Genomic DNA, 12,434 nt, shown 5'->3' on the forward strand with positions numbered 1-12,434 from the left:
CCGAACGCCCGCAAGATTACAAGTCTGCGTCCGGTCTCATGATCTGTTGCCGACCCGCCGTCGGCGGGTCTTTCGGTTTCCTGCCAGCGGCAGGTTCGGCCTGGCACCCGTCTGGGGCGCCGGCCGCTTAAAGCTTCCGGTCCGCCGTCGCGCCGTCCTGCGGCTTCAAGGCTGCGACCGGCTTTGACGGCTGGCGCGCATAGAAGGTGTAGGACAGGGTCAGCGTTCCGATGTCTTTCGTTTCCGCCGCCTTGACGATCTCGGGATCGACGAAGAAGACGACGGGCATTTCCAGTTCCTCGCCCGGCTGCAGCGTCGTCTCGGTGAAGCAGAAGCACTGGACCTTGTTGAAATAGGCGCCGCCCTGCATGGGCGTGACATTGAAGACGGCCTGTCCGGTCGTGGGGACATCGGCGATGTTCTTCGCCTTGAACTCGACCTGCACCGTCTCGCCGATCTTCGGCGAGATCTCGCGCACGACCGGCGTGAACCGCCAGGGCAGATCGCCCGAGACATTGGCATCGAAGGTGACGCGGATGGTCTTGTCGAGAATGGTGTCGGAGGCCTGATCGACGCGCTTCGTCGTGCCGTTATAGCCGGTGACCTTGCAGAACATGTCGTAGAGCGGCACCGCGGCATAGGCCATGCCGACCATGCCCACCACGAAAGCGACGCAGGCGCCGACGATCACGCCGTTGCGACGTTCGGGCTGGCCTGTCTTTGCCATCGGTGCTGCCGGTTGCCGTGTCATGGGCACCCTCTCCTACTGCGCGAGGCCGTTGGAAAATTTCACGAGCGTGACGACGTAGAACAGCGCCACCAGGCCGAAAAGCACGAGGCCGAGCGCGATGTTGCGGCCGCGGCGGGCGCGCTTCTGGGCGGGCGTGAGCGTGACGAGATCCATCAGAAGCCCTTTCCGAAGGCGGCGAGCAGCGCGACAACCGCGCGGTCGGCGAGCAGCGCCGAGAAGATCGCAAAAAGATAGACGAGCGAGAAGGCAAACAGCTTCTTGGCCGGCAGCATCTTCTCGTCCGTCTCGGGCATGGACTGCACCTTGATCGCATACCAGACGAAGCCGAGGCCGAGCGCCAGCGCGACGGCGCCATAGCCGAGGCTCGCAAAGCCGAGCAGGGTCGGACAGATTCCGGCAACCGCGGTCAGCACGGCATAGACGAGGATGTGCACCTTGGTGGTGGGGATGCCGCGGACGTTCGGCAGCATCGGCACGCCGACCGCGCCGTATTCGCCCATCTTGAACAGCGCCAGCGCCCAGAAATGCGCCGGCGTCCAGAGGAAGATGATGAGGAACAGGACGACGCTCTCGATGGAAACGCCGCCGGTGACGCAGGCCCAGCCGATCATCGGCGGAAAGGCGCCGGCCGCACCGCCGATGACGATGTTCTGCGGCGTCGCCCGCTTCAGCCACATCGTATAGACGACGGCATAGAAGAAGATGGTGAAGGCCAGAAAGCCGGCGGCGAACCAGCCGACGACGAGGCCGAGGATGCAGACCGAAAAGGCCGAGAGCGTGAGGCCGAAGCCGAGCGCTTCCTGGCCGGTGATGCGGCCCGACGGAATGGGGCGCGTCGCCGTGCGCTTCATCACGGCATCGATATCGGCATCGTACCACATGTTGAGCGCACCGGAGGCGCCGGCACCGACCGCGATGCAGAGGATGGCGACGAAGCCGATGAACGGATTGATCGCGCCCGGCGCGAGCACCATGCCGGCAAAGGCCGTAAACACCACGAGCGACATCACGCGGGGTTTCAGGAGCGCCCAGAAATCGCGCGCCGAGGCCTCCGACAGGCTGAGATCGCCGTGGTCGAGGTTTCCGGTGGTGTCGATGACGGTCATTCCGGTTTCTTTCTTCCAGCGTTTTCGGGTGGGGCTTTTGGCCCCTGCCCCGGTGAGGAATGCGGCCTGTGACGGCCCCTCACCTTACGTCCGGTGAGGTTTCGCGTTGTGGCCGCCCCTCACCTTAAGCCCTCTCCCCGCTTGCGGGGCGAGGGGACGTGCCTCAAGCGGACGACCCCATGCTGAGGTAAGACCCGAGCGGTTGCCGCATGCCCCTTCGCCCCGCGCGCGGGGAGAAGGTGCCGGCTAAGCGGATGAGGGGCAAGCCACAACCGCCCCTCCCCCAAAACCCTACCGAATGCGGGGCAGCTGCTCCCACTGGTGGAACGGCGGCGGCGAGGAGAGCTGCCATTCGAGTGTGTTGGCGCCCTCGCCCCACGGATTGTCGCCGGCGAGGCGCTTCTTGGCGAAGGCTTCCCAGACGCCGTAGAGGAAGATCAGCACGCCGAAGGCCGAGATGTAGGAGCCGATCGACGAGACGTAGTTCCAGCCCGCGAACGCATCGGGATAGTCGATATAGCGGCGCGGCATGCCGGCGAGGCCGAGGAAATGCTGCGGGAAGAACACAAGGTTCACCCCGATGAACATGACCCAGAAGTGCAGCTTGCCGATGAACTCGTTGTACATGTAGCCGCTCATCTTCGGGAACCAGTAGTACCAGCCGGCGAAGATGGCGAAGACGGCGCCCAGCGAGAGGACGTAGTGGAAGTGGGCGACGACGTAATAGGTGTCGTGCAGGGCGCGGTCGAGACCGGCATTCGCCAGCTGGACGCCGGTGACGCCGCCGACCGTGAACAGGAAGATGAAGCCGATCGCCCAGACCATCGGCGTCGCGAAGCGGATGGACCCGCCCCACATCGTCGCGATCCAGGAGAAGATCTTCACGCCCGTGGGAATGGCGATGACCATGGTGGCGAACACGAAGTAGCGCTGCGTGTCGAGCGACATGCCGACCGTGTACATGTGGTGCGCCCAGACGATGAAGCCGACGGCGCCGATCGCCACCATCGCATAGGCCATGCCGAGATAGCCGAAGATCGGCTTGCGCGAGAAGGTCGAGACGATGTGGCTGACGATGCCGAAGCCGGGCAGGATCAGAATATAGACTTCCGGGTGACCGAAGAACCAGAACAGGTGCTGGAACAGGATCGGATCGCCGCCGCCTTCGGGTGCGAAGAAGGACGTGCCGAAATTGCGGTCGGTGAGCAGCATGGTGATGCCGCCGGCGAGAACGGGCAGCGACAGGAGCAGCAGGAAGGCGGTGATCAGCACCGACCAGGCAAACAGCGGCATCTTGTGCAGCGTCATGCCCGGTGCGCGCATGTTGAGGATGGTGGTGATGAAGTTGATCGCGCCGAGGATCGACGAGGCGCCGGCGATGTGCAGGCCGAGGATCACGAGATCCATGGCGGGCCCCGGTTGTCCCGATGTCGAGAACGGCGGATAGATCGTCCAGCCCCCGCCCGCGCCATAGCCGCCGGCCGGACCTTCCACGAACATGGAGAGAAGGACGAGCAGGAAGGCCGGGATGATCAGCCAGAAGGAGATGTTGTTCATGCGCGGGAAGGCCATGTCCGGCGCGCCGATCATGATCGGCACCATCCAGTTGGCGAAACCGCCGATCATCGCCGGCATGACCATGAAGAAGATCATGATCAGCGCGTGCGCGGTCGTGAACACGTTGTACATGTGCTTGCCGCCGTCGATGGCGGCATCGCCTTCGAAGCCGTAGACCATGGAGGCCAGACCGTGGAAGATCTGGATGCCCGGCTCCTGCAGCTCGGCGCGCATGAACACCGACAGCGTGCCGCCGATGATGCCCGCGAAGATCGCGAAGATCAGGTAGAGCGTGCCGATGTCCTTGTGGTTGGTGGACAGGAACCAGCGCTGGAAGAAGGTCAGCGGCTTGTGGGCGTGGTCATCATGCGCGTGGTCGAGCGAATGATCGTGAAGGTGATCGGTATGCGCGGTTGTTCCGGCCATTGTTTCCAGCTCCCCGAATTACTGTGCTGCGGCGGCGGCGACGTCGGTCGTCTTCACCGCATCGACGGAGGCCATCAGGGCCTTGTTGGCGTCGCCGATATTGGCGGCAGCGGCGGTCAGCCAGGTGTCGTATTGCTGCTGGCTGACGACGCGGATGGCGATCGGCATGAAGGCGTGGTCCTTGCCGCAGAGCTCGGAACACTGGCCGTAATAGAGACCCTCGCGATCGGCCTTGAACCAGGTCTCGTTGAGACGGCCGGGCACGGCATCGATCTTGACGCCGAAGGCCGGCATGGCGAAGGCGTGGATGACGTCGGCGGCGGTCACGAGCACGCGCACCGTCTTGCCGACGGGCACGACGACCTCGTTGTCGACGGCCAGCAGACGCGGATAGGCGTCCTTGTCTTCCTTGCCGAGCGCCGCGCGGTCCTCTTCCTTCATCAGCAGGCTGTCGAAGGAGAGCGGGGTTTGCCCGACTTCATATTCGTAGGACCAGTACCACTGGTTGCCCGTCGCCTTGAGCGTCAGGTCCGGATTGGCCGGCGGAGTCAGCTGCGCGGTCAGGAGCTGGAAGGAGGGAATGGCCAGGAACAGCAGGACCACGACGGGGCCGACGGTCCAGGCGATCTCGATCGCCGTGTTGTGGCTGGTGCGCGAGGGAACCGGGTTCACCTTCTCGCGGAACTTCACGACCACGACGACCAGCAGCGCCAGCACGAACAGCGTGATCGGGATGATGAACCACAGCGTGTAATGCTCGAACCAGGTGACCTCTTCCATGATGCCGGTCGCGGCCGCCTGGAAGTTGGTCTGCCATGCAACCGGCTTGTCCGCGAGCGCCGTGCCCGCGGAAAGCAGACAGCTTGCCGCCGTCACACATGCCGCGAGACCCGCAAAAGCCTTGTTTCTCACCATTCGTAATTCCCCTCTCCATCCCGCTTTCGCCGGATCGAACGATCTCCGCCCTTTACAGCGCTTCAAACCACAGTTTGACCAGAGCCGCAACATCTGTCCATGCACCGCGGGCAACGGTCTCGTCCTCGTGCGCAGAATGCCACAGAACGACCGCTGCCGCCACCGGGAGACGCGGCTTGTCCATGCGGCATTTTGCGCAGGGCTCCGGGCTGGCACGCGATCCGGGCCGGGGACCCTCGAGCGATTCGGGCCGGCACGGCGGCAGAGGTGGACAGGGCGTGCCCCTGCGGGATAGAAGACGGGAGAGATAGCGGAACAGAGGATGCCGGAGACGTGATGTGGGGGCGGGTGCCTCGTGAAAACGCGGGTCGTATTTCCGCCACACCGCCCTCTGATAGAACGTCGCCTGGAACGTCATTTGAACCTATCGGACCACCGACGCCTTTTCTCGTGTCTTCGACGGGACAGGGAAGACGTCGGACGGCACGAGACGCGCCTCGCCCCCACAGGGGTTTCATTCGGCCCCTCCGGGGGTTTTCATTTCCGGGCCGGCCCTTCAAGAATAGCCGGACTGATTCGGTATTTTGAGGTTTTCATGGGCCTGTCCCCGCTTTTTCGCCCGTCGATCATCGGAGCTGCCCTCGCTCTGGCGTTGCCTCTGGTCTTCCTGCCCGTGAGCGCCATGGCGCAGCAGACGCCGGCCGCCCCCGGCACGGTCAAGTCGAACCACGGCGCCTGGTCGATCGTCTGCGACCAGCCGGCCGGCGCGTCTGCCGAACAATGCGCGCTGATGCAGAACGTGATCGCCGAGGACCGGCCGGAAGTCGGCCTGTCGGTGGTGGTGCTGAAGACGGCCGACCGCAAGGCGAAGATCCTGCGCGTGCTCGCGCCGCTCGGCGTGCTGCTGCCGAACGGTCTCGGTCTGAACGTCGACGGCAAGGATATCGGCCGCGCCTATTTCGTCCGTTGCTTCTCCGATGGCTGCTATGCCGAGGTGGTGCTGGAGGAAGAGCTGCTGAAGACCTTCCGGTCCGGCGCGACCGCGACCTTCATCGTCTTCCAGTCGCCCGAGGAAGGCATCGGCATTCCCGTCGATCTCAAGGGCTTCGGCGAAGGCTACGACGCGCTGCCGTAAGAGGCGCGCCCTGCCCGCTCCACTTGGGCCCCTCCGCTCGCCCCCCTCCGCTTGGCCCCCTCCGCTCGGCGCCTCCGCCTTGCCTCTCCCCCGGCGCGTGCCTACATAGCGGCTTCACACTGTCTGACGGAGATGCTCCATGAACACCGATCTCATCACCCTGTTCGATGGCGACGAGGCGGCGGTGCGGCGCATTCTGGCCGAGACGCTGCAGGGCGCCGACGACGGCGAACTGTTTCTGGAGCACATCCAGTCCGAATCGCTTTCCTTCGACAATGGCCGCCTGAAGGGCGGCAGCTTCAACACCGACCAGGGTTTTGGCCTGCGCGCGGTGGCGGGCGAGGCGGTCGGATATGCGCATTCCGGCGATCTCTCCGTGGCGGCGCTGAAGCGCGCCTCGGATGCCGTCTCCGCCGTCACGCGCGGCTATAGCGGCACCTATGCCGCCGCACCGCAGAAGACCAACCGCAAGCTTTATGGCGACGAGAACCCGATCGGCGAGCCGAGCTTCGAGGCGAAGGTCGCGCTTCTCTCGGAGATCGACGCCTATGTCAGGGCGAAAGACCCGAAGGTGCGGCAGGTCACCGCCTCGATCGCCGCCAGCTGGCAGGTGGTCGATATCCTGCGCGCCGATGGCGAGCATGTTCAGGACATCCGGCCAATGACGCGGGTCAACGTCTCCGTCGTCGTCGGCGACGGCGACAAGCAGGAGGCCGGCTCCTACGGCTTTGGCGGGCGGCGTGGTTTCGGCGATCTGATCGCCGGCGAGACCTGGCGCTATGGGGCCGACGAGGCGCTGCGGCAGGCGCTGGTCAATCTCGAGGCGATCGACACGCCGGCCGGCACCATGGACGTGGTGCTGTCGTCGGGCTGGCCGGGCGTCATGCTGCACGAGGCGGTCGGCCATGGGCTCGAAGGCGATTTCAACCGCAAGAAGACCTCCGCCTTTGCCGGCCTGATCGGCGAGCAGGTGGCGGCCAAGGGCGTGACCGTGGTGGACGACGGCACCATCGAATCCCGCCGGGGATCCCTCACCGTGGACGACGAAGGCACGCCTTCCGCCTACAACGTGCTGATCGACGACGGAAAACTGGTCGGCTACATGCAGGACCGGCAGAATGCCCGCCTGATGGGCATGCAGGCCACCGGCAACGGCCGGCGCGAATCCTATTCCCACGTGCCGATGCCGCGCATGACCAACACCTATATGCTGGCCGGCGACAAGACGCCGGAAGAGATCATCGCCTCGGTGAAGAAGGGCATCTATGCCGTGTCCTTCGGCGGCGGTCAGGTGGACATCACCTCCGGCAAGTTCGTGTTCGGCTGCACCGAGGCCTATCTGATCGAGAACGGCAAGGTCGGCGCGCCGGTCAAGGGCGCCATGCTGATCGGCAACGGGCCGGATGCGATGAAGCGCATCACCATGATCGGCAACGACATGCAGCTCGACACCGGCATGGGCAATTGCGGCAAGGGCGGACAATGGGTGCCCGTCGGCGTCGGCCAGCCGCATCTGCGCATGAACGACATGACCGTCGGTGGCACGCAGGCCTGATCGGCTTCGCGCTTCCGGCGTCAGTCCTCTGGCCTCTGGCCTCTGGCATGCTCCCGCTAAAAAAGCGTTTTATTTCAGGCGGAAGGCATGACGCTTCCGCCTGATGTCTCTCCTCCGCCACGGAACTTTCCCGCGTCCTTTCAGTTGACGATGGTCAAATCCGGACAGTGCGTCCGGACAGCAAGGAGAGACATCATGGGACGCGGCATTCTGCTCTGGCTTCTGGGGATTCCGATCCCGATCATCATCCTGATCATGCTGTTCGTGCGCTAGGAGGCGGAGATGGCAAAGCCTCTCACCGCCGTCCTTCCCGCGGCGGCCGCTTCCGTGTCGTCGGCGGAATCCGCCAAGTCCGCCGTCAGCTGGGGCGCTATCTTCGCAGGCGCCGTCGCGGCGTCGGCCCTGACCCTGCTTCTCACTCTGCTCGGCTCCGGCCTCGGCCTCAGCGTCGCCTCCCCGTTCGGCAATGACGGCCCGTCGGTCACGACCTTCGCCGTCTCCGCCGCCGTCTGGATCGTCATCGTGCAATGGCTGTCCTCGGCCTTCGGCGGCTACATGACCGGACGCCTGCGCACCAAATGGAGCGGCATCCACAATGACGAGGCGTTCTTCCGCGACACCGCGCATGGCATTCTCGCCTGGGCGATCGCGACGCTGGTCGCCGCCGGCCTGCTCGGCTCGGTCGTGTCCTCCACCATCGGCACCGGCGTTCAGGCTGCGGCCTCGCTGACGGGCACCGCGGCCGCGACCACGGTGGGTGCTGCGGCAACCTCCGACAGCGCCGGCAATGCGACGTCCTATTTCGTGGACACGCTGCTGCGCCCGGCCGATCCGCGCACGGTCCAGGGTGGCCCGAACGGAACCGACGCGACGTCCGAAGTCTCCCGCATCCTGATGAACGGCGCGACGACCGGCACGATCCCGGAAGGTGACCGCACCTATCTGGCGCAGCTGATCGCCGCACGCACCGGCCTTTCGGAAGCCGATGCCAATAGCCGCGTCGACAGCGTGCTGAAGAGCATCGAGGATGCAAAGACGGCGGCGGCGGACGCGGCGGAAACCGCCCGCAAGGCCAGCGCCACCACCGCCCTCATCGGCGCCGTGTCGCTCTTGATCGGCGCCATCTGCGCCGGCATCGGGGCTGCTCTCGGCGGTCGCCAGCGCGATGATGACAATCTCTATATCCGTCGTTAACCCTCTGGAGTAAAACGACGACCAGGCGGGCCGCGACAGCGGCCCGTTTGCGTATCCGGCATTCGCCGCCCCGCCGTTCAGGGAGCCTTTACCCCATCGGCCCTACACTCGCCGGCGTCACCAGCGGGAGTGTCGGCGGTCGTGAAGCGGTTGATCAAAAGAGGCGTCATTGCCGGCGGGCTGGCGGTTGCGCGCGGGCTTTCGGCAGGGGGGCTGATGCGCGGTGCGCGCGGGCGGGGGGCGATCTTTACGCTGCATCATGTGCGGCCGTTCGTTCCCGCGGTGTTTTCACCCAATGCGCATCTCGAGATCACGCCGCAATCGCTCGACGCGGCCCTCTCGCGGCTGAAACGGGACGGCTACAGGTTCATCGCGCTCGCCGATCTTCCCGCGCATCTCGCGAGCGACGACCGGAGGCCGGTTGCCGTCTTCACGCTCGACGATGCCTATCGCGACAATCTGGAACATGCCGCCCCGGTCTTCGTCCATCATGGCGTGCCCTTTACGGTGTTTGCGACGGAGGGCTTCGTCAAACGCACGCACAGCCTCTGGTGGGAGACGCTGGCGGCATTGCTGCAGGAAAAGCCCTGGCTGATCTTCGAATTCGAGGACTGGCCGGAGCGCATCCATCTCCAGACGCCGCAGCAGATGCAGGCGGCGTTCGCGCGCTTTGCCGATTTCGTGCAGTCCGGCGACGAGGCGGCGGCCGTTGCCGAGATCGACCGCGTCGCCCGCGCGGAAGGGCTCGATCCGCTGGCGCTGACCGACCGGCTGACGCTGGATGCGGCGGGGCTGGCGACGCTCGCCCGCCTGCCGGGCGCCTCCATCGGGGCGCATACGGTCAGCCACACGGCGCTGGCGCGCCTGTCCGACGCGGATGCCGAGGCCGAGATCGCGCGGTCGGTCGAGGCTGTCGCGGCCATCACGGGCGTTCGCCCATCGAGCTTCGCCTATCCCTATGGCGACAGGCGGGCGGTGTCGGCGCGCGACATGCGGCTGGCCGGCGGCCATGGGCTCGTCGCGGTCACGACCCGGCCCGGCACGCTTGCGACCGATGCCGACCTGGCCGCCCTCCCCCGCATCTCGATCAACGGCCATTTCCAGGCGCCGGGCGATGTCGCGGCGCTTGCCTCGGGCATTCCGTTTCGCCTGATGAAAGGTCGCTGACGCCTCAAGGGTACATGCGCACCTTGGACCAGTCGCCGGCCGTCTCGGGGCGGCGGAATTCGATGCGGTCGTGGAGGCGGAAGGCGCCGTCCTTCCAGAACTCTATGGAGACCGGGCGGATGCGGAACCCGGACCAGTAGGCCGGGCGCTCGATCTCGCCGATCGGGTGGCGCGCGGTGAACTCGGCAACCGCCTTTTCCAGCGCGAACCGGCTTTCGAGCGGGCGCGACTGTTTCGACGCCCAGGCGCCGATGCGGCTGCCGCGGGCGCGCGACTGAAAGTAAGCGTCCGCTTCCTCATCACCGACGATCTCGACCGTGCCGCGCAGGCGCACCTGCCGGCGCAGGCTCTTCCAGTGAAAACACATGGCGGCCTTGCGGGTCGCCAGGATCTCGCGGCCCTTCTGGCTTTCGAAATTGGTGTAGAAGACGAAGCCGTCGGCGTCGAAATCCTTCAAAAGCACCATGCGCACGTTGGGAAGACCGTCCGGATCGACGGTGGCGAGCGCGACCGCGTTGGGATCGTTCACCTCGCTCTTCTTCGCCTCCTCCAGCCAGCTGCCAAAGAGCGTAAATGGTTCATTTTCCTCGGTGAAGTCACCAGTTGTTAACCGGGTTTCCGTCATAATTCAGTTTCCAATGCAGGCTGCCGATGCTGACTTCGAACGTAAGCCCCGGACATGCCGTTTCGAGCGACACCGCATTCATTTCGAGTTCGACAGGGTGACCGTGAAAGACATAGCAAAACGCGTCTGCGACACCAAGCTCTTCTCCCGATCCGCCGGCGCGCTTTTTGGCCGCATCGCCGGGGCGGCAACGCTTGGCGTCTGCGTCGTCGGGCTTTCCGGCTGCATGGGCAACGGCATCGGGCTCGGTGACGCGGCGGGCGTCGACAGTGTGCGCACGGGCTCCGTCCCCGCACCGGCCAGCCCGGCCATGGTCGATGCGGCCGCCGTGCAGACGGCGGTCTCGACCGCCGACGTGACCGAGGTCACCCAGAACCCCATTCCCTGGGCCAATGCGCAATCCGGCAGCGCCGGCGTGATTTCCAGCATCGAGGAACAGACCGTCGGGGCGATGGTGTGCCGCCGCTTCACGACGACGCGCCACTCCTATCAGGGCATCGCCAAGTTCGACGGCAATACCTGCCGGACGGGCGACGGCGACTGGACGCTGACCAGCTTCGGGCCGCGGAGCTGAATCACCGAACTTCGCTTCCTCCGCAAACGCTTTCTTAACCCTGTGCGGATGTAACCGCCCGCGTTTCCAAGGGATAAACCTGTCCTTAAGGGCCTTCTTTTCATGATCGCTGCCGGCAATGGCGAACCCGCCGTCGCTGGAGGATCATGATGAAAATGTCGATGCAGGACCCCTATACCGTCCTCGGCGTCCGCCGCAATGCAGGCCCCGACGAGATCAAGGCCGCCTGGCGCGCCGTGGCCAAGGCCGTTCATCCCGACCAGAATCGCGAAGATCCGCACGCCACCGCCCGCTTTGCCGAGGCCGGCCGTGCCTATGAGGTCCTGAAGGACCCGCAGATGCGCAATCGCTACGACCAGGCGCGCCGCGACGCCGATCTGCGCCGCATGGAAGACATGAAGCGCCGCGCCGACCGTTCGCGCGCGCCCGAACAGCCCGTGGGTCCGGAGACGGCCGAAGAGGCCGTCTCGCGCATCTTCGGCACCGAGGACGGCAAGCCCGAGGCGGCCCGCGCCCAGCCACCGCGGCCGGCCGCCCCCCGCCCGGCCGCGCCGCCGCGCAGCGACGCCCCGGCAACCGAGGCGAAGGCTGCGGACGAGGCGGCGACGCCCGCCGAGACGACGGCGGATGCCGCTGCACCCGCCGCGCCCGCCGGTCCCGGCATTCTCGCCCGCGCGGCGGCGCCGGCCGCCGAGATCGTCTCCAGCCTCTTCCGCCGGATTCTGCCGCTCACCGGCGAAACCGTCGAGAAGGCCGGGGAAAGAACAAGCGAAAAGAGCGCCGAAAAGCCGGCCGCCGATCGCGTGCCCGATCTCGTCTGCGAGGCCGTCGCGACCATCGAGGACATTCTGCACCGCAAGCGCGTGACCGCCACGCTGCCCGACGGGCAGGTGCTGAAGGTGGCGCTGCCGCCCGGCACCACCGATGGCAGCCTGATCCGCCTGCGCGAACAGGGCTACCGCCAGGGCGCGGCCCGCGGCGACGCGCTGGTCGGCATCCGCATCGCGCGGCACGAGCGGTTCCGCGTCGAGGGCACGGACCTGCGCACCACGCTGTTCCTGTCGCTGCACGATGCCGTGCTCGGCTGCACCGCGACGGTGGCGACCGCGACGGGACAGGCGCCTGTCGTCGTTCCCCCCTGGTCCGGCCCCGACAGCCCCATCCGCATCGCCGGCCAGGGCCTTCCGACCGCCGACGGCCGACGCGGCGACCTGATCGTCGAGCTCAGCCTGACGCTCGGCAAGCGTCCCGACCGGCAACTGATGGACCTGATGCGCAGCCAGCGCGACGGGCTGGTGCTCTGATCCGGTTTCTTCCCGATCAGACCGGATCCCGTCGGACATCCGCCCAACGGCACTGTCGGAGGCGTTCGGCGGAGATCTCGCGCGCTGTGTGACAGATGTGTGAGATTCGCGGTGGACACTGACCG

12 protein-coding genes are annotated in these 12,434 nt (G+C 66.1%); 6 read left to right on the top strand and 6 right to left on the bottom strand.

From position 1 onward, the window contains the following. Nucleotides 1-127: 127 nt before the first annotated feature. The 5 genes from C8J36_RS08565 to coxB all read right to left on the bottom strand — a co-directional run bounded on the left by C8J36_RS08565 (nt 128) and on the right by coxB (nt 4,752). Nucleotides 128-751 carry a cytochrome c oxidase assembly protein gene (locus C8J36_RS08565; RefSeq protein ID WP_245506503.1) on the bottom strand — a complete coding sequence of 208 codons (624 nt, stop codon included), beginning with the start codon at nt 749-751 and terminating at the stop codon, nt 128-130. 12 nt (nt 752-763) lie between these two features. Next, nucleotides 764-904 carry a hypothetical protein gene (locus C8J36_RS24845; protein ID WP_062594630.1) on the bottom strand — a complete coding sequence of 47 codons (141 nt, stop codon included), beginning with the start codon at nt 902-904 and terminating at the stop codon, nt 764-766. Next, entirely contained in the window at nt 904-1,857 is a 954-nt protein-coding gene (locus C8J36_RS08570; RefSeq protein WP_132534145.1) for a heme o synthase, read from the bottom strand. The genes C8J36_RS24845 and C8J36_RS08570 overlap by 1 nt, the downstream gene beginning before the upstream one ends. Nucleotides 1,858-2,148: 291 nt before the next feature. Next, nucleotides 2,149-3,840, bottom strand: a complete 1,692-nt coding sequence (ctaD, locus tag C8J36_RS08575) for a cytochrome c oxidase subunit I (RefSeq protein ID WP_062594628.1) — start codon at nt 3,838-3,840, stop codon at nt 2,149-2,151. 18 nt (nt 3,841-3,858) lie between these two features. After that, nucleotides 3,859-4,752, bottom strand: a complete 894-nt coding sequence (gene coxB, locus C8J36_RS08580; protein ID WP_132534912.1) for a cytochrome c oxidase subunit II — start codon at nt 4,750-4,752, stop codon at nt 3,859-3,861. Between the two features lie 598 nt (nt 4,753-5,350). On the opposite strand from coxB, the gene C8J36_RS08585 reads away from it, so the two are divergent. The 4 genes from C8J36_RS08585 to C8J36_RS08605 all read left to right on the top strand — a co-directional run bounded on the left by C8J36_RS08585 (nt 5,351) and on the right by C8J36_RS08605 (nt 9,806). Further along, nucleotides 5,351-5,890, top strand: coding sequence for an invasion associated locus B family protein (locus C8J36_RS08585; protein ID WP_062594626.1), 540 nt, complete (start codon nt 5,351-5,353; stop codon nt 5,888-5,890). Between the two features lie 139 nt (nt 5,891-6,029). Beyond that, on the top strand, nt 6,030-7,445 hold the full coding sequence (gene tldD, locus C8J36_RS08590) for a metalloprotease TldD (RefSeq protein ID WP_132534146.1): 1,416 nt from the start codon (nt 6,030-6,032) through the stop codon (nt 7,443-7,445). Between the two features lie 282 nt (nt 7,446-7,727). After that, nucleotides 7,728-8,639, top strand: coding sequence for a hypothetical protein (locus C8J36_RS08600; protein WP_132534149.1), 912 nt, complete (start codon nt 7,728-7,730; stop codon nt 8,637-8,639). Between the two features lie 129 nt (nt 8,640-8,768). Next, nucleotides 8,769-9,806 carry a polysaccharide deacetylase family protein gene (locus C8J36_RS08605; protein ID WP_165915006.1) on the top strand — a complete coding sequence of 346 codons (1,038 nt, stop codon included), beginning with the start codon at nt 8,769-8,771 and terminating at the stop codon, nt 9,804-9,806. 4 nt (nt 9,807-9,810) lie between these two features. Here C8J36_RS08605 and pdxH read toward each other — a convergent pair whose 3' ends face one another. Beyond that, the gene (gene pdxH, locus C8J36_RS08610) at nt 9,811-10,431 is read right to left on the bottom strand and encodes a pyridoxamine 5'-phosphate oxidase (protein WP_132534151.1); all 621 of its coding nucleotides are present in this window, start codon (nt 10,429-10,431) and stop codon (nt 9,811-9,813) included. Nucleotides 10,432-10,534: 103 nt separating this feature from the next. Here pdxH and C8J36_RS24850 point away from each other — a divergent pair, with 103 nt between their 5' ends. After that, complete coding sequence (locus tag C8J36_RS24850; protein WP_245506504.1) at nt 10,535-11,005, top strand: RT0821/Lpp0805 family surface protein; 471 nt, start codon at nt 10,535-10,537, stop codon at nt 11,003-11,005. A gap of 149 nt (nt 11,006-11,154) precedes the next feature. Continuing rightward, on the top strand, nt 11,155-12,309 hold the full coding sequence (locus C8J36_RS08620) for a DnaJ C-terminal domain-containing protein (RefSeq protein ID WP_165915030.1): 1,155 nt from the start codon (nt 11,155-11,157) through the stop codon (nt 12,307-12,309). Nucleotides 12,310-12,434: the final 125 nt, after the last annotated feature.

The sequence above is a fragment of the Rhizobium sp. PP-F2F-G48 genome, from assembly GCF_004342335.1.
Taxonomy (GTDB): domain Bacteria; phylum Pseudomonadota; class Alphaproteobacteria; order Rhizobiales; family Rhizobiaceae; genus Ferranicluibacter.

Bases quoted from the DNA above. Each gene is read 5' to 3' on its own strand.
- C8J36_RS08585 (WP_062594626.1), top strand. From the start codon at position 5,351: ATGGGCCTGTCCCCGCTTTTTCGCCCGTCGATCATCGGAGCTGCCCTC.
- C8J36_RS08570 (WP_132534145.1), bottom strand. From the start codon at position 1,857: ATGACCGTCATCGACACCACCGGAAACCTCGACCACGGCGATCTCAGC.
- tldD (WP_132534146.1), top strand. From the start codon at position 6,030: ATGAACACCGATCTCATCACCCTGTTCGATGGCGACGAGGCGGCGGTG.
- C8J36_RS08565 (WP_245506503.1), bottom strand. From the start codon at position 751: ATGACACGGCAACCGGCAGCACCGATGGCAAAGACAGGCCAGCCCGAA.
- pdxH (WP_132534151.1), bottom strand. From the start codon at position 10,431: ATGACGGAAACCCGGTTAACAACTGGTGACTTCACCGAGGAAAATGAA.
- C8J36_RS08600 (WP_132534149.1), top strand. From the start codon at position 7,728: ATGGCAAAGCCTCTCACCGCCGTCCTTCCCGCGGCGGCCGCTTCCGTG.
- C8J36_RS24845 (WP_062594630.1), bottom strand. From the start codon at position 904: ATGGATCTCGTCACGCTCACGCCCGCCCAGAAGCGCGCCCGCCGCGGC.
- C8J36_RS08620 (WP_165915030.1), top strand. From the start codon at position 11,155: ATGAAAATGTCGATGCAGGACCCCTATACCGTCCTCGGCGTCCGCCGC.
- ctaD (WP_062594628.1), bottom strand. From the start codon at position 3,840: ATGGCCGGAACAACCGCGCATACCGATCACCTTCACGATCATTCGCTC.